Genomic DNA, 16,159 nt, shown 5'->3' with positions numbered 1-16,159 from the left:
CATTTATAATTTCAGCAATACTTTTTTTTAAAAAAAAGTATTGCTGAAATAAAATTAAATTGCCTTCAAAATTAATTTAAAACGAGTACTTTTTAAAGTTCCTTTTTGTTAAAATACCTTTATCCACTAGATCTTTTAAATTTGTTGTAGCAGTAGAGGAGGAGGTTTTAGCAATTTTAGTATACTTTTCAGAACTTAAACCACCTATAAAACCAGTATAACCTGCTTCAAATACTCTCAGCAATACTTTTTGTTGCCTGTTATTAAGTTGGGTAGAATACTGTAGAAAAAACTTTGCTTTTTCTACAATAAAATCTACACGTTTTAAAGTGTTTTGTTGTACTTCTATAATGGTCTTGCTAAAGTATTGCAATCAATCTGTAATTTCTAAAGTTGTATTATTGGTTTCAATTGAATTGTAATACATTTTTTTATGTGCTTCTATGGTATGTGATAGAGAAATTATGGTAGGCTGTTTAGAGCTTACTGCAATTAATTTTTCTGCTAATGCACGTCCAATTCATCCGTTTCCATCTTCAAAAGGGTGAATACAAACAAAATAAAGATGTGTAATACTTGCTTTGGCACGTGGTAACATACTTGTATAATTTGAATGATGTATTTCATTAAACCAATTAATAAATTGTTCCATTTCAGCTTGTATTTCAATAGAAGGAGGAGCTTCAAAATGAACAGTAGGTTAATCTATTCTTCTAGATACAACTTACATAAGATCTTTATGGGGTCAATAGTTACCTATATTTGTTAAATCCCTTCTGCCGTTGGTAAGCATTTTATGGCATTTAAAAAGTTGGTTGTGGTTTAAATCTTTATTAAAGTGGTAATATAAGTCTACCATCATTTCAGAGATACCAAATTCTGCGGGTGCAATTTTTTTTTTATCCGTAGCAAAATCAATTTTTTTTTAATAGAAGATTGCACACTTTCTCGGTTTAAAATTTCCCCTTCAATTTCTGAATTTTTTATAGCTTCTTCACTCAATATTTCTACTAATAAATCATTTTTAGAAACACTTTGTATATGTTTATAGCAGCTAATACGAGTCCTATATTTTTGAAAATTGTATTTCTAAATGTTCTAGATTCTCTTTATCTTATGTGAAATGAGGCTAATTCTTATATAACTAATTCCAATTTTTATATGACATGAGCTATATGTATGATTTTTATAGCTCATTATTTATTTTTGGTTTATATATTTCCAAAATTCAAGTCTTTAAAATTGTGTATATTTGATTAGAAATTAATACAATAATAATCTGAACTAAACTGAACACGTTTTAGAACACGATTTAAATAATAAAAAGGTTAAAATTCAGTAAATCAGTTATTTACGTGAACTCATAACCCGAAGGTCACTGGTTCGAGTCCAGTTCCCGCTACTAGGTTTAAAGCCAATAAAATCAACGGTTCGTGTTACACGAACCGTTTTTTTTATGTCTATAAGTTTCTTACTTTTACGTACCGTAAACGTTTTACCTATGAAATTGAATTATTCTGAGCCAAAAATCTATATTGGAGGCGTTGTTTTATATCCACTTTAAAAGAGGAAATGGCATCGCTTGATAAGCCCCTTGCATGTTTATTTTTCTTTCATAAATCCTATAACGGTAAAATTAGAAAGGAAGCCTAATATTAAAGCAGGAGCAAACAAGTTAAAAACGAAAAAAGAACGCTTTACATTTTTAAAAGTACTCAAGCAAGCTGTGTTAGAGTTGTTAGAATGTGGTTTTAATCTATATGAAGACAATAGTGAGTTGATGCCCCTTTGTTTTTAGTAGAATCAACAAGAGTAGTAAGAAATCAATAGTTTGGCAACAACCTTATGCTATAGAGAAGGACCAGCATATAACTATTTTAGAAACTTTTAAGTTGACTTTAGAATTGAAAGTGAGTATAATTAATAAAAATAGATTTGTTTAAAATAAGAGTAGGGTTGGGCTTTTTAAAATCTGTTCTAAAAAGAGATAAATCATATACACAACAAAGTATACTTAAAACTAGACACCATATATTCTTCTCCAAGTTTTAGAGCGCCCTTAATAGCCTTGAATCTTTTTGAAAACTCATTCCCATTATTGATTTCTTCCGCATTCCACTGCTCTCAAATCTTCCAAAAAAAAATGTGATTTTGGATCCTTATCAGATAAACTTTTAAATAAAAATCCGAAATAATTTTTATTTGTACAGGTTTGTTTTTTGCCTTTATATATAGTTTTCTATCCTGAATGCCAAAATCTTCAATTTTCAATAGGTCTTAAAATACTATAAGATATAAACTTTATGAGAAGTAATAAATGAGTATCTTTTTCTTCTAACTTCTTATAAATTTCTGTTTTTTACTTTGAAGTATAGTGCTTGTTTAAAACTTTTATTTCGCATAATTGATTTATAGTTTTATTATAAACACCAAATGTAAATATGTCATTTTATTGTGAGTAAATATGACAATATTTCATGTTTTTGTCATGTTTATATAGGATATTATGTAATAATTGTTATAAGAGACAATAAATCGATTTTGGTATTTAATTTGTTTAAAATAGAATGAAGTCGTTGAGATTTCAAATTTGAAAAATAATGTTTAATTTAAAATTTTGTAATTATGAACAATTTAGCAACTGTTCCTAAAAATGGAAGTTTAGCGAACAGCATTTCAAATCAAAACTTTCCAACTTTGTCTAATTGGTTAGATGACTTTATCAATAGAGACCTACCATCAGTATTTACTTCAAATTTCAATACTGGTATTACTTTACCAAAAGTAAACATTAAAGAAACTGCCGACGCTTTTGTGGTAGAAATGGCTGTTCCAGGTTTAAAAAAGTCAGATTTTCAACTTGACCTCGATAATCAAGTATTGTCTATTTCTACAGAAACGAAGGAAGAAAACGAACACAAGGAAGAAAATTATACTCGCAGAGAGTTTGGTTATTCCTCGTTTAAAAGAACCTTTAATTTACCAGAAAGTGTAAACGATGAAAAGATTAATGCAAATTATGAAAATGGTATTTTAAGTATTCTTTTACCAAAAAAAGAAGAGGCAAAACAAAAGCCTGCCAGAAGCATTCAGATTTCATAATTGTTTCAATAAATTTATGAGTAAAATATTAAGAGGATGCTGTTTTTTCAGTATTCTCTTATTAATAAGTTTAATTCTTTAAAATTATAATGTTATGCCAAGAAAATTTAAATCTGGGGAATGGGTAACAGTTAAAGGAAAACTTATCTCCCCAAAAATGCAAGTTATTAAATATGTTCCCAAAAAAGAGTCAATATTTGGTTTGGTTAATAAAGACACTTATTTGGAATGTGTTTGGTATAAAAATGGAGAAAGAAAATCAAAAGTATTCCATCAAAACAAATTGATTAAAATGATAGAAACAGGCGTTTTGTTAAAAAGAGATACAATAAACTCAGAATTAAGTTTAACGTAAAATATAAAGTGATGAAAAAGTATATTTTAATATTTATGGTTAGCTTGTTAAGTATTAGTTGTAAAGGACAAGAAAATGAAACTAAAAAAGTTGAAAAAGAAGATAATAAAACTGATATAGTTGAAGAGCCTAAAGGCACTTGGAAAGTTGATAAAGAATTTGATCAAAACGGAAACTTAATTAGATATGACAGTATTTATTCTTGGTCTTCTAACGATAAGTTTAATAATTTCTCATTGTCTGATAAAGATAGTTTGATGCAATCTTTTAAATCACGATTTTTCTCAAATTATTCAGGATTTGAAAATCAAGGGTTTGATGCTGTTTTTTCTCAAGATTCACTTTTTAGTAAACATTTCTTTAATGATGATTTTTTTGGAAGTAATTTTGGAAAAGACTTTATGGACATTGATAAATTAAGCCAACAAATGATTGCAAGACAGAAGAAGTTTTTAGAAAAATACCAATCAGAATTTATCAAACCTAAAGACGAAAACTAAATAGTTTTCGTCTTTTTTTTCTTGTTCATAATTACCCTCTGGTCTGTGTCTAGTCCTGAAATATGGCTAAAGCTTAAATCTGTTTCTTAATTTTTAATAACATTATTTTTAAGAAGATTAGACTTGTAAAAATGGATAGTGAAATAAAGCACATTGGTATTCCTGTAGAAGTCTTTGGGCATTGTACAATTTCTAATAGTTGTGTTGTTGTGCCATACAAAGCAATAGAAAAAGCAAGTCCTGTTCCAATAAAATAGATGTAGTTATTCCATTTTAAAAGATGTCGGAGTAAAGGCATTATAAAACACCCCATTATAATATAACAAGCAGGTATATTAAATATTTTAGGGCAAATAGATTCGTTTATAAATTCATCGTAAACTAAACTACTTGCTCCCAAAATACTTAAAACAAAAATCAGTATTAAAATAATATGTAATACTTTTTTAAGTTTCATTATTTTTGAATTAATTGAGCAGAAGGAATGGTATCTGAAACTGAAATTTTAGGAATTGTTAAAAGTGTATTTATTTTAGGGGTTTGAAACGTGTATTCTTTTCCGCTAATATATTTAACAATAACACTTTTTATAGAGTCTTTGCCTAAACCAAAATGTAAAGTTGCAGATTGATCACTTGTTAATCCTTCTCCAACTATAAAATCTTCCGTTATTTTTTTATCACCAGAAGTTATCACTTCTATTTTAGCTCCTAAATTTTCAGCATTATCATCTAATTTTACTTTAATAAAATTATTGTCGCCTCCATCATTAATAAAAGCCAAAACAGGTGTGCCTATGTTTACCCAAATAAGGTCTAAATAACCATCTTTATTAAAATCACTTACCAAAGGAGTAATTGCATAATTAGGGTTTACAACACCACTTTTTTCTTCAGTAGCAACAAAAGTATGGTCTTCTTTTTGGGTTAAAAATCTACTTGGTAATTTAAATATTTTATGTGGTGGAAAATCAATATAGTTTTCTGCTACAATTAAATCTTGTAACCCGTTATTGTTCATATCTGCAAATACAGCTCCTCAAGAAAATTCAAAATCTTTAGTTTGTGTTATTTCTGCTACATCTTCGAATACGAAATTACCTTTATTCTCAAAAAATATCCAATTAGGATTAAAAAGATCTTTGTTTTCAATGTTTCCGCTTGCCACGAAACTAGGTACTTTAGATCCTGTATTTGAAAACATAAAATCTACTAAACCATCATTATTATAATCACCTACAGCTATTCCCATTGGATAGGCATATTTAGTGGTTGATGGATTTTCTTTCATTTCAAAAGTTCCATCACCTTTGTTTTTGTAAGTTCTAATTTCTCCTGTATCATAAGCAATAATTAGATCGAGCCAAGTGTCGTTATCAATATCAATCAAAATACCCATAAAAGTATTATGAATGTATTCTAAACCTGCTTCAATAGTTGTGTTTTTAAACGTATTGTCTCCATTATTGATTAGTAAAAGACTTTGAGGACCATAATTTTTGCTAAAATTATTTTGCCCAACCATTTGTTTTTTTCTAATGTAATTAGCAACAAAAATATCGGTAAAACCATCCTTATTTACATCACCTAAAGTTAAACCTAATGGTGTTGCGTTGTCTGCCAAATCATATTCTAATTTCTTTGGTGTAAATTTTCCGTTGTTATTATAATAAATTACAATGCCATCTTCTCTAGAAAGAATTAAGTCGGTAAAACCATTGTTGTCAAAATCTGTGGAAGCTCCACTTAAAGTTGTCTTATTTTCTTTCTTTGGAAGCCCTACGTTTTCAGGTATAGAAATAAATTTCCCTTCCTTGTAACTAAAAATTTCATCTTGCTGATTGTATCCTCCTCCTAAAAATAATTCATCAACACCATCATTATCAATATCAATTAATACAGATGCGGTAACAGGTAATGATTCTGTTCCGTTAAATTGATGTGTAAAGTCGATTGGAATTTCCTTGAATGTAGGAATTAAATTGTCTGCTATTGCATTGTTGTATGGGTTATTTCTATCTGTGCTAAATTTAACAGCTACAATAATTACTAATAATACTATTAGTGTTAATATAATTCCTGCAATTCTTTTTATTATTTTCATATTGATAAAGGGTTGTTTTTTTGAGTTGATATAATGATAAACTAAATACTATAAAATGAACAACATTCATTGCTATTGGTGCTATGTATTTTCCTATTTGTGGAGAAATAAAGTACAATGTAGATACAGAAATTAATAAAACGATAGGGTTAAAAATAGCCATCCATTTCTTATAACAGGTTCCTCCTTTTAGTATTGTAATACTGAAAAATACGGAAAGTAAAAGAATGATTATTCTTAATATCTGAACAAGAGATTCACTAATTAAGGTGTAATTGTCTAATATTTTTTGATAAACTTTAGTATCAATATCATTTTGAAGATGAACAATTGTTCCTAGAAAAGCTCTAGAAGTAATCCAGAAACCGCCAATAGTAAAAGCTAAAATACCTAATCCAAAAACGATAGAAGCTAGTTTTTTATTCCCTTTTTCTAACATTTTATAAATATGATAATAGCCTAAAAAGTAAAAAGGAACACCAAATACTGCTAAAAAATGCCCTTTTATCAAACTATTTTTTGGTACAAATTGAAAAAACTGATAGTTGTCTGCATTACCAATAATATGTAGACTAAAATGAAGAAGAAACTCTCCAACACCAACAAGAACACTTCCTAATATCCCAAGAATTCCTGTTATAAATATTTTATTTTTATCTAATAGCATTTATTTTGCTTTATGTAATTTTATAACTTGCTTGTTACGGTGGTGATTTAAGAATTATTCCTTCCGTACAAGTTGAATATCAATTGTATTCGTATAATTTTTATTCGAATAATTCTTTGATATACACATCTGTCGTTCAAGTTGAGAGTAACTAACAAAATATTTTTAACATTATTTTAAGAAGGTGGTGATGTAGGATGCTTTTGTGTTATAAAGTGCAACTTATTGTAATATTTAATTTTTTACATCCATAAGAATGCTAGTATTCAATACCTATTTAGCCACCATTTTAAAGTACTTTTAGTTTGAATACTCCCTTTATCTAATTCTTTCAGCATGGTGGTCAATCTTTTTTGGTCTTGTAAAGATTTTATTTCCTGTAACCATTTTTCTAATGCTTCTTTTCCTCCTTTACGTTTACAATATCCGCAGCCCCATTGGTCGTTAGAAGTTACAATTTGTATAAAATGATTCCCTCTAGAAGGGCAATTTGCAACCCAGCTATTTTTATTAAAACCAGTAGGAATTGGGTTTAGTTGGTGTTGTTTTAATAATGAAATTAATGGTGTAATTTTTTGAGAGGCTTTTTCTTTTTCAGTTGATCTTGATTTTTTTATATCATTAATAATTTGCTGAAACTCTTGTTGAGTAAAAATAGGACTGTCTTTTATTGTAGGGAATCCATCATAGAGGTAATTTGCCTCAATTAATTGATGAACAATATAAATAATATCTTCTTTTTTAGTGCTAAATTGAAGTTTGTATTGGGCTTTAATTTCTAATGCATCGTCAGTAGAATAAGCTAGTTGCATATAGCCATCATCTGTAATTCTGTAGAAATAATTAAGCTCAATATTAAACATTGTTTCATAGGTAGTCATAAGAACATTAAACTCATTTTTAATGGTTGTAGTGCTCCCAAAGTCTAGTTCAGCATTCATTTTAACGCCTTCTTGCGTTGTAAAAACAGTTTTCATCATACATAATTTAAAAGTTATGTATCAGGGAAATAAATTAAAAAAGGAGGTTCATTTATTTTGACTGAACTGTCCGTATTCTAAACCACCGTGGCTGTTGTGCTCGGTTGGTACGCATTTTTTGCGTTCCTGATACATTACAAAACTAAGAAATATTTTTAGAGCAGCCAACTTTTAAAAGTGTGGTTAATTATTTTTTTAATAGATGTTGTTTTTTTCTAAATATGGAAACCCGTATAAAAACGATAAAATGAAAAATTAAATTTGATATTAAATTAATGATAAATATATAAGTAACCTTTTATTTTAAAATGATAAAAATGTTTCAAAAAGTTTTGGTAGCAGAAGATTTAGATGTTATTAATAGCGGAATTAAAATAGCTTTAGAAGAAATAGGAATAAAACAAATAGATTTTGCTTCGTATTGTGATGAAGCGTATGCTAAAGTTAAAAGTGCTTATTTAAACAATACTCCTTACCATTTAATCATTTCTGATCTGTCTTTTCAAAATGATGGTACACCACAGAAATTAAAATCTGGAGAAGAATTAATAGAAAAAATTAGGAATGATTTTTCAGGCTTAAAGATTGTTGTGTTTTCCGTTGAAGATAAACCTTATAAAATTCAGCATTTATACAAAACATTACGGGTAGATGGATATGTTTGGAAGAATAGAAACGGATTAAAAGAATTAAAGAATGCCATGCATGCAATTTCTACTTCAAATCAGTTTTATATTTCACCAGAATTAAATACTACCGTTCATCCAAAGCAAGTAGTTGAGATTACCGATTTTGATATTTCATTAATAGCTTTTCTTTCTAGAGGATTATTACAAGAGGAAATTAGTAAAAACCTAAAAGAAAAAGGAATTTTACCATCTAGTATGAGTGCTATAGAAAAAAGATTAAAGTTTTTAAAGGAACATTTTAATGCGAATAATCCTGCGCATTTAGTGGCTATTTCTAAAGATTTTGGGTTGATATAATAATATTTTAAAAAAAAAGGATGCTAATTACGGAAAACCGTAATATCTCTATGTTTTATTGGGATATCTTTGAAAAGTAGTTAGGGAAAGAAACTATTGAAAAGGAAAGAGTGCTAATTAAGAGCCTTACGGAAACCCGTGAGGCTTTTTATTCTTAAAAACCTTGGTTACACTTTTATCACAGACTTTAAATTTCTTTTAAAACCTAATTATTGATTAAATGAATAGCTAAAAGTACACTGGTTTTAAATAAACCATTAGTAAATAAATTTGTTGCAACTTCATTTATAATATTTTTTTGAGTATTTTAATGTTGTTGGGGGACAGTGTTTATCGTCATTAAATTATTTTATTTGGAGTTGTTTTTTTTTAGGTGATATTATCACAGCTTTTTAATTTTTTGGCTATTGATTTTTATCATAGATTATTATTAGTATTTTATTTGTAAAAAGAGAGCGTTCTGCCTTTTTATTTATTCATTTTTTTTACTTCAACAAAGTAGCATTATTGTTGATTTTTATTCAAATTATTTGTGCTTTTTTTAGGTTTTAATCAATAGTGATTTTGTTTAGAAATAAACAATAAAAGCATGTTGTTTATTCCTGAAAAGTAGATAGATTTGTACTTTATTTTTTAACTAAGAATGGTTATCAAGTTTAAAAACTTGATATTAAAATGGGAATCTAGTGTAAACCTAGAACTGTCCCGCAGCTGTAAGCTCTAAAATTGAAATCCGAATAGTCACTTTTCGAAAGAATGGGAAGACCGGGTGGATGGAGTAAGTCAGAAGACCTGCCATTTTTAAATAATTCATTAAGCTTTCGAGGATTGAAGCTAGAATTAGGAATCTGCCTATCTAATATTTTAGATATGTAGAACTTCTCTTATTCTATCCTCGTATACAAAATTTAAGTATGAGGACTTCTTTTTTACATTCTTTTGGGGCTATTTGTTTAATTATTGGATGCTGTAATTCGAGTTCTTTACATGCCCAAAAAATTGATTCAACAAACGCCGTTCAGCTTAAAGAAATATTTTTAGTAGCCAATAAAGAGAAGTTAAAAAAGCACTTTTCTCCTGTTTCTGTTCAGTCTTTAACAGGTAAGTCTTTAACGCGTTTAAGTAATTCTAGTGTTGCTGATGCAATTCGTTTTTTTAGCGGAGTTCAGTTAAAAGATTATGGCGGAATTGGTGGTATAAAAACCATAAATGTAAGAGGCATGGGCTCGCAACATACGGGTGTTTTTTATGATGGTGTTCAACTAGGTAATGCTCAAAATGGGCAAATAGATTTAGGTAAATATTCTTTGCAAAATATGGAGGCTGTTTCATTGTATCAAGGGCAACGTTCAGATTTAAATCAATCTGCTAAATCTTATGCTTCTTCAAATAGTATTTATCTAAAAACAAAAACGCCTCAGTTTTCTGAAGGGAAAAGTATCAATACAAATGTAAGCCTAAAAACAGGTTCTTTTGGCTTGGTAAATCCTTCTGTGAATTTAGATTTTAAAATTAATAAGCATTTAAGTGCTCGTGTTAGTACAGAATATCTCAATGCTAACGGAAAATATAAATTTAGATATACCAACGGAAGTTATGATACTATAGCAACGCGAAATAATGCCGATATTGAATCTTTTAGGGCAGAAGCATCTTTGCATGGTTCGAACGGAATTAAGAATAATTGGAATGTGAAATTATATCATTACGATTCTGAGAGAGGATTGCCAGGAGCCATTGTTGCCAATCGTTTTAAGCGTCCGCAACGTTTATGGGATCGAAATAATTTTCTGCAAGGAGCATTTACAAACCATGTAAACGACTTTTATTTTTTTGTGTTAAGAGGTAAATATGCGCATAATTATTCTCGATATGTAGACCCAGAAATTATAAAGGTAGACGGAGAACTAGACAACAGATATACCCAAGAAGAATATTATTTGTCGATGGTAAATACGTTTCAGGTTTCTCCTTTTTGGAAATTATCTCTGGCAACAGACTTACAAAAGAATACGATGGATGCAAATTTGTATCGATTTTCTTACCCTAAAAGAATTACGCTTTTATCAGCTTTAGCTGCCGATTTTAATTTTGATAAAATACACATACAAGCAAGTGTGTTAAGTACTACTGTAGATGAAACGGTGCTATATTATGAGGCGGCAGAAGATTTACAGAAGTACTCACCTACAATTATGATGAATTGGCAACCTTTTACTTCTAATAAATTTAGGGTAAGAAGTTTTTATAAAGAGATTTTTAGAATGCCAACTTTTAATGATTTGTATTATACTTTTATAGGAAATACGTTTTTAGATCCAGAAGATGCTGCTCAGGTAAATCTTGGATTTTCTTATCAAACAGAGTTTAAAAAAACAGCATTTGATCTTCAAGCAGATGTGTATAAAATTTGGATAGACAACAAAATTGTAGCAGTTCCTGGGGCTAATTTATTTAGATGGACAATGCTAAATTTAGGTAAAGTAGAAACCACCGGAATAGAAACAAGTATAAAAGCAAGTGGAAGTTTAGGAACAAAATTTAAGTACAATACCAATTTAAGCTATACGTATCAAGAATCTATAGATGTTACTGCTAATGCCAGTAATTACGGAGATCAAATTCCGTATATACCGCGCCATAGTGGTAGTGTAAATGCAATGATAGATTACCAAGAAATAGAATTTAATTACAGTTTTATTTATACGGGAGAAAGATACAGCCAAAAGGCAAACATCAGTTCTAATTATTTAGAACCATGGTTTACACACGATTTAAGTTTAGGAAAAACACTCTTATTCAATAGAAAAAAATTAAAAGTTTTAGTAGCAGTAAATAATGTATTTAATCAACAATATGCGGTAGTAAAAAACTTTCCGATGCCTGGGAGATCCTATCGTTTCACTTTAAATTTTTTATTATGAACAAAAGAAAATTAAGTTTACAAATTGCATCAGCTTTAGCTGTTGTGTTTTTTTTAAATTCATGTAGCAGCAATGAGAATTTTGATGATCCAATAAATCCGGAAGTTCCTACAGAACCTATTGCGGAATTAAAGGGGTTTTATTTACTGAATGCGGGCAATATGTCTATGAATAAGGCTGCTTTAGATTATATGGATTTTGAGACCGGAATTTATGAAAAAGAAGTTTTTAGAACGGAAAACCCAGAAGAAGTAGGTGGTTTGGGAGATGTTGGAAATGATATGGGAATTTATGGTTCTAAATTATATGTGGTTGTAAATGCATCTAATAAAGTAGAAGTTTTAGATGCAAATACCCGTAAAAAAATTAAGCAAATAAATATTGATAATTGTAGATATATAAAGTTTTATAAAGGAAAAGCGTATTTGAGTACTTACTTAGGTGTTATTGGAGATCCGAATGCTGTAAACGGAAAAATCATGGAAATTGATACTACAAGCCTTAGTGTTACTCGTTCTGTAAATGTAGGTAGACAACCCGAAGAATTGGTGGTGCATAATGATAAAATTTATGTTGCCAATTCTGGAGGATATAGTCCGCCAAATTATGAATCTACTGTTTCTGTAATTGATATTGCTAGTTTTGAAGAAACAAAACGTATAGAAGTAGGTATCAATCTACATCGTATGCAAATGGATAGTGAAGGAGATTTATATGTTTCTTCTAGAGGAGATTATTATGAAACACCGTCTAAACTTTTTGTTGTTGATACAGAAATAGATGAGGTTAAAACTTCGTTTGATTTAGCGGTAGGAAATATGACTATTTCTGATGATATAATGTATATCTACAGTACAGAATTTAGTTTTTTTACAGGAGAAATGACGGTTTCTTATAATCTATTAGATACTAAAACAGAAACTATACTTCAAGATTCTTTTATAACAGAAGATAGTAAAGATTTAATACAAGTTCCTTACGGTATTGAGATAAACCCAGAAACAAAAGACATTCTAATTACAGACGCTAAAGATTATGCTACTCCAGGAAAATTGTATTGTTTTTCATCAGAAGGAGTTTTAAAGTGGTCTGTAGAGACCGGTGATATTCCTAACAAAGTAGTATTTAAATATTAATAATTATCATTCAATAACCAACTTTTTAAATTAAAATTATGAACAAATTTAGTCAACTTTTAAAACCACGTGTAATTTTCTTAATCTCTTGCTTTTTAGTAATAATGGCATCGTCTTGTACTTCAGAAATAGACCTTTTTAGTGTAGCTCCTGTAATTGAATTATCAGAAAAAAGTAATAATATAGAGATGTTAATGGGAGAAACCATTAATTTTTCGGCAACAAAAATGAATGATGCAGAATACACAGAAAAATGGTCTTTAGAAGGTAACGTTACATCTTCTACAGCTACTTATGATTTTATTCCAGAAAAATCTGGAACTTATACCGTAACGTATGAATCATCTAATAATGCAGGTGTATTTAGAAATGAGTATACTATTGTAGTAAACGCATTAATTCGTCCAATTACAGAGGAAAGTAATTTATATGTAACAACTTTACTAGATTATTTACCTGCACCTGGTCAAAGAATTAATAGTTCAATTGGTACTTTAGAAGGAGCTAAAACTCTTGAAGGCAAAAAAGGAATGGTTACTTTAGGAGCATGGGGAGGTACTGTTTCTTATACTTTTGATCATACAGTTATAAATACAGAAGATGCAGCTGATATAATGATGTATGGAAATGCATTTTCTGGTTTTGCAGAACCTGGTGTTGTTTGGGTAATGCAAGATGAAAATGCAAATGGAATTGCAGATGATACTTGGTATGAAATTAAAGGAAGTGCAGATGCTTTAGAAGGAACCATAAAAAACTATAGTGTAACTTACTCTAGACCTAATGAAGCTTCAGATGTTGTAACTTGGATAGATAGTGAAGGGGAAAGTGGTGTTATATCAACAAAATTTTATCCAGAATTTATTACAGAAGATTCTTATACAATTACAGGGACTCTTTTGACAGATAATAATATTGACATGAGCAACCCTAGCTGGATTAAAAGTAATGCTTTTGAATATGGATATGCTGATAATACTCCAGGAGGCGATAAATTAGATATTTCAGACGCTGTTGATAACGAAGGAAATACGGTGAATCTAACAGGAATTGACTTTGTTAAGGTTCAAACAGGAATCTTAGCAAATATGGGGTGGTTAGGAGAACTTTCTACAGAAGTAACAGGTATTGCAGATTTAAATATGTTAAACAATTAAATAATTTGTTTTAGAATAGGGGGAATGTTAGCATTCATTTCTTTCTTTAAAAGAAACCTAAAAACCTCTTCTTAGTCATTAAGAAGAGGTTTTTTTTTGTTGAATTATTTCAGATACTTATGAGTATTTGTTTTTAGTAAGTTCAATTATATAAGATTTAATTCTTTATAAATAGTTTTTTTAAATTGTCACTTTTAATAAGTAATGTATATTAATGAAAAAATTGAGATAAATCCCCACAAGCTTAATGCAAGTACAATAGGTTTTATTCCTGTAGATTTTAAGTCTTTTATAGAGATTGTGGTTCCTACAAGAAATAAGGTTACGACCAAGACTCTTTTAGAATAAAAAACAATTTCAGAAGTAATTTCTGTAGGAATTAAATGATAACTATTTATAATAATAGCCAATATAAAAAGTAGAATAAAATAAGGAATTGAAATTTTTTCTCCTTTTGTTTTAAATATAAACATAGATAAAATAGCCAAAGGTATTATCCAAAGTGTTCTTGATAGTTTTACTGTTGTAGCAATTCTTAGTGCTTCATCTCCATAACTTAGGGCAGTGCCCACAACAGAGCTAGTGTCATGTATAGCAATAGCACACCACAACCCAAATTGTTCTTGAGATAAATGTAAAAAATGTCCAATTGTAGGGAAAAGAAACAAGGCTACAGAGTTTAATAAGAAAACAATACCTAAAGCAACACTTATTGTTTTGCTATTTGCTTTAATTACTGGAGAAATAGCGGCAATGGCACTTCCGCCACAAATAGCAGTTCCGGAGGTAATTAAATGCCCTAATTTTTTATCTAATTTTAATGTTTTTGTAAGTATTAAACCTAAACCTACTGTTAAGAAAATAGAGAAAAAGGTAAGACTAAAAGCTTGCTTACTTGTTGCTAATGTTTCTTTAATTAGCATTCCAAAACCCAAGCCCACCACTGCTACTTTTAAAAGGATATGAATTGCTTTATAGCTTTTAGATTTAAATGGGCTTCTAAAGATGATAGCAAATACAAAACCAAGTAATAAGGCCGTTGGACTATTCATTGTGCTAAATAGCGCAATAATTATAATTAAGAAAAAAATGATTTTGGCAATTGTGGTTTTCATATCGAGATTCATTTATCGATACAAAACTAAGGACTAAGAATAACTATTAAGCAAACTTATTTATTGTTTAATATAACTAAAAGTTATAGTTGTTTAATGTGTATTTTTCAAAGTAGCTCATTAAGTTAGATTGATACCCTGTTCTAGATACAAAATAAAACCACCTTTCAATAGACAAGTCCTTAACGTCAATTATTTTAAGCTTGTTATTTGTGAGTTCTTCAGAAATAGCATGAATAGAAATAAAGGCAAAATTATCAGAATTTAAAAGATAATTTTTAATGGCTTCTGTGCTATTTAATGTTACTACGGTGTTCAGTTTTTTAATGTGGTGTTTGTTTAAATGTTCTACAACTATTTCTTTAGTACCAGAACCTAGTTCTCGCATAATAAAAGGAACTTCTTGTAAGACTTCTAAACTAATAAGACCTTTTTTAAAGGTGTAGTTTTTTGCATTTGTAACTAACACAATTTCATCTTTCATAAACTTACTAAACTGTAGTTTTCGGTTGGTGTTTTTACCTTCTATAATTCCGAAGTTTAGTGTTTGGTTTAGGATGAGTTCTTCAATATCGTCAGAATTTCCAGCAGTTATTTCAAATTTAGTATTTGGAAACTGTACTCTAAATTTTGCAATTACTTTTGGCATAATATAATTTGCCAAAGTAGTACTAACACCAAAGTTGATTAAATCTGGATGATTTTCATTTTTATGCAAGAATTGATTTTCCATTTCTGCATAAATTTCTAAAATTTTATTGGTGTAAATTAAAAAAGCCTTTCCTTCACTTGTTAATTTTATGGAGTTTCTTTTTCTTAAAAATAAGGTGGTTTTGTAGGCTTCTTCTAAATTTCTAATAGATTTAGAAATTGCTGGCTGCGATAAAAATAATTGTTCTGCAGCTTTTGTAAAACTTAAATAATTAGCAACAGTTTTAAAAATAAGAAGTTTTGTTTTCATCAGCAGTTTAGTCTAAAATAGAATTATCAGTAAAATGAATCTATTATTTCTTTGATAGCCTAAAGGTACGTGTAATCTTATTATTCTATAGTTTGTAAACTGATAATTTTAAAAACTGTTTGTAGAATTTATAATAATAAAAAACTCGATACTAATATAGTATCGAGTTTTTA

At 29.0% G+C, this 16,159-nt stretch carries 16 protein-coding genes, 1 pseudogene and 2 riboswitches; of the genes and pseudogenes, 7 read left to right on the top strand and 10 right to left on the bottom strand.

From position 1 onward, the window contains the following. Positions 1–76: 76 nt before the first annotated feature. From WG945_RS07990 to WG945_RS17750, 3 genes and pseudogenes are all read right to left on the bottom strand, one after another. On the bottom strand, positions 77–373 hold the full coding sequence (locus WG945_RS07990; protein WP_082864193.1) for a hypothetical protein: 297 nt from the start codon (positions 371–373) through the stop codon (positions 77–79). A 147-nt stretch (positions 374–520) separates the two neighbouring features. Continuing rightward, a pseudogene (locus tag WG945_RS07985) lies at positions 521–682 on the bottom strand (Fic family protein); the annotation flags it as partial. Positions 683–858: 176 nt separating this feature from the next. Continuing rightward, positions 859–1,041: a DUF4172 domain-containing protein gene (locus WG945_RS17750; protein ID WP_394364773.1), complete on the bottom strand. Its 183-nt coding sequence runs from the start codon at positions 1,039–1,041 to the stop codon at positions 859–861. A 1,584-nt stretch (positions 1,042–2,625) separates the two neighbouring features. Here WG945_RS17750 and WG945_RS07980 point away from each other — a divergent pair. The 3 genes from WG945_RS07980 (at position 2,626) to WG945_RS07970 (ending at position 3,957) form a co-directional block, all read left to right on the top strand. Further along, entirely contained in the window at positions 2,626–3,102 is a 477-nt protein-coding gene (locus tag WG945_RS07980; RefSeq protein WP_068448928.1) for an Hsp20/alpha crystallin family protein, read from the top strand. 94 nt (positions 3,103–3,196) lie between these two features. Continuing rightward, on the top strand, positions 3,197–3,457 hold the full coding sequence (locus WG945_RS07975) for a hypothetical protein (protein WP_068448927.1): 261 nt from the start codon (positions 3,197–3,199) through the stop codon (positions 3,455–3,457). Between the two features lie 11 nt (positions 3,458–3,468). Beyond that, on the top strand, positions 3,469–3,957 hold the full coding sequence (locus tag WG945_RS07970) for a hypothetical protein (RefSeq protein ID WP_068448925.1): 489 nt from the start codon (positions 3,469–3,471) through the stop codon (positions 3,955–3,957). A 73-nt stretch (positions 3,958–4,030) separates the two neighbouring features. Here the strand turns inward: WG945_RS07970 and WG945_RS07965 are convergent, their stop codons facing one another. The 5 genes from WG945_RS07965 to WG945_RS07945 form a co-directional block, all read right to left on the bottom strand. After that, the gene (locus tag WG945_RS07965) at positions 4,031–4,414 is read right to left on the bottom strand and encodes a hypothetical protein (RefSeq protein ID WP_157603567.1); all 384 of its coding nucleotides are present in this window, start codon (positions 4,412–4,414) and stop codon (positions 4,031–4,033) included. Beyond that, positions 4,414–4,977, bottom strand: a complete 564-nt coding sequence (locus WG945_RS07960; protein WP_197482065.1) for an ASPIC/UnbV domain-containing protein — start codon at positions 4,975–4,977, stop codon at positions 4,414–4,416. Before WG945_RS07960 ends, WG945_RS07965 begins: the two co-directional genes overlap by 1 nt. An 18-nt stretch (positions 4,978–4,995) precedes the next feature. Further along, positions 4,996–6,060, bottom strand: a complete 1,065-nt coding sequence (locus tag WG945_RS07955) for an FG-GAP repeat domain-containing protein (RefSeq protein WP_197482064.1) — start codon at positions 6,058–6,060, stop codon at positions 4,996–4,998. Further along, on the bottom strand, positions 5,987–6,727 hold the full coding sequence (locus tag WG945_RS07950; RefSeq protein ID WP_068448923.1) for a DUF6796 family protein: 741 nt from the start codon (positions 6,725–6,727) through the stop codon (positions 5,987–5,989). Before WG945_RS07950 ends, WG945_RS07955 begins: the two co-directional genes overlap by 74 nt. 266 nt (positions 6,728–6,993) lie before the next feature. After that, positions 6,994–7,707, bottom strand: a complete 714-nt coding sequence (locus WG945_RS07945) for a hypothetical protein (protein WP_068448921.1) — start codon at positions 7,705–7,707, stop codon at positions 6,994–6,996. A gap of 43 nt (positions 7,708–7,750) precedes the next feature. After that, positions 7,751–7,845, bottom strand: a riboswitch (SAM-I-IV-variant riboswitch). 179 nt (positions 7,846–8,024) lie between these two features. On the opposite strand from WG945_RS07945, the gene WG945_RS07940 reads away from it, so the two are divergent. The 4 genes from WG945_RS07940 (at position 8,025) to WG945_RS07925 (ending at position 13,910) form a co-directional block, all read left to right on the top strand. Beyond that, positions 8,025–8,693: a response regulator gene (locus WG945_RS07940; protein ID WP_068448918.1), complete on the top strand. Its 669-nt coding sequence runs from the start codon at positions 8,025–8,027 to the stop codon at positions 8,691–8,693. 627 nt (positions 8,694–9,320) lie between these two features. Next, positions 9,321–9,507: riboswitch (cobalamin riboswitch) on the top strand. Positions 9,508–9,607: 100 nt separating this feature from the next. Next, entirely contained in the window at positions 9,608–11,617 is a 2,010-nt protein-coding gene (locus WG945_RS07935) for a TonB-dependent receptor (protein WP_068448915.1), read from the top strand. Beyond that, positions 11,614–12,753, top strand: coding sequence for a YncE family protein (locus WG945_RS07930; RefSeq protein WP_068448911.1), 1,140 nt, complete (start codon positions 11,614–11,616; stop codon positions 12,751–12,753). The genes WG945_RS07935 and WG945_RS07930 overlap by 4 nt, the downstream gene beginning before the upstream one ends. 38 nt (positions 12,754–12,791) lie before the next feature. Continuing rightward, on the top strand, positions 12,792–13,910 hold the full coding sequence (locus WG945_RS07925) for a PKD-like domain-containing protein (protein ID WP_068448910.1): 1,119 nt from the start codon (positions 12,792–12,794) through the stop codon (positions 13,908–13,910). 194 nt (positions 13,911–14,104) lie between these two features. On the opposite strand, the gene WG945_RS07920 is transcribed toward WG945_RS07925, so the two are convergent. Then, entirely contained in the window at positions 14,105–15,025 is a 921-nt protein-coding gene (locus WG945_RS07920; RefSeq protein ID WP_157603563.1) for a YeiH family protein, read from the bottom strand. 76 nt (positions 15,026–15,101) lie between these two features. Next, positions 15,102–15,986: a LysR family transcriptional regulator gene (locus tag WG945_RS07915; protein ID WP_068448907.1), complete on the bottom strand. Its 885-nt coding sequence runs from the start codon at positions 15,984–15,986 to the stop codon at positions 15,102–15,104. Positions 15,987–16,159 lie beyond the last annotated feature (173 nt).

The sequence above is a fragment of the Polaribacter atrinae genome (assembly GCF_038023995.1).
Taxonomy (GTDB): domain Bacteria; phylum Bacteroidota; class Bacteroidia; order Flavobacteriales; family Flavobacteriaceae; genus Polaribacter; species Polaribacter atrinae.
Note: the sequence above shows the minus strand (reverse complement) of the source record. Positions and strands in the feature narration are given on the sequence as shown.

Coding starts and splice junctions, on each gene's coding strand:
- WG945_RS07980 (WP_068448928.1), top strand. CDS start 2,626: ATGAACAATTTAGCAACTGTTCCTAAAAATGGAAGTTTAGCGAACAGC.
- WG945_RS07975 (WP_068448927.1), top strand. CDS start 3,197: ATGCCAAGAAAATTTAAATCTGGGGAATGGGTAACAGTTAAAGGAAAA.
- WG945_RS07970 (WP_068448925.1), top strand. CDS start 3,469: ATGAAAAAGTATATTTTAATATTTATGGTTAGCTTGTTAAGTATTAGT.
- WG945_RS07965 (WP_157603567.1), bottom strand. CDS start 4,414: ATGAAACTTAAAAAAGTATTACATATTATTTTAATACTGATTTTTGTT.
- WG945_RS07960 (WP_197482065.1), bottom strand. CDS start 4,977: ATGAACAATAACGGGTTACAAGATTTAATTGTAGCAGAAAACTATATT.
- WG945_RS07955 (WP_197482064.1), bottom strand. CDS start 6,060: ATGAAAATAATAAAAAGAATTGCAGGAATTATATTAACACTAATAGTA.
- WG945_RS07950 (WP_068448923.1), bottom strand. CDS start 6,727: ATGCTATTAGATAAAAATAAAATATTTATAACAGGAATTCTTGGGATA.
- WG945_RS07945 (WP_068448921.1), bottom strand. CDS start 7,707: ATGATGAAAACTGTTTTTACAACGCAAGAAGGCGTTAAAATGAATGCT.
- WG945_RS07940 (WP_068448918.1), top strand. CDS start 8,025: ATGTTTCAAAAAGTTTTGGTAGCAGAAGATTTAGATGTTATTAATAGC.
- WG945_RS07935 (WP_068448915.1), top strand. CDS start 9,608: ATGAGGACTTCTTTTTTACATTCTTTTGGGGCTATTTGTTTAATTATT.
- WG945_RS07930 (WP_068448911.1), top strand. CDS start 11,614: ATGAACAAAAGAAAATTAAGTTTACAAATTGCATCAGCTTTAGCTGTT.
- WG945_RS07925 (WP_068448910.1), top strand. CDS start 12,792: ATGAACAAATTTAGTCAACTTTTAAAACCACGTGTAATTTTCTTAATC.
- WG945_RS07920 (WP_157603563.1), bottom strand. CDS start 15,025: ATGAAAACCACAATTGCCAAAATCATTTTTTTCTTAATTATAATTATT.
- WG945_RS07915 (WP_068448907.1), bottom strand. CDS start 15,986: ATGAAAACAAAACTTCTTATTTTTAAAACTGTTGCTAATTATTTAAGT.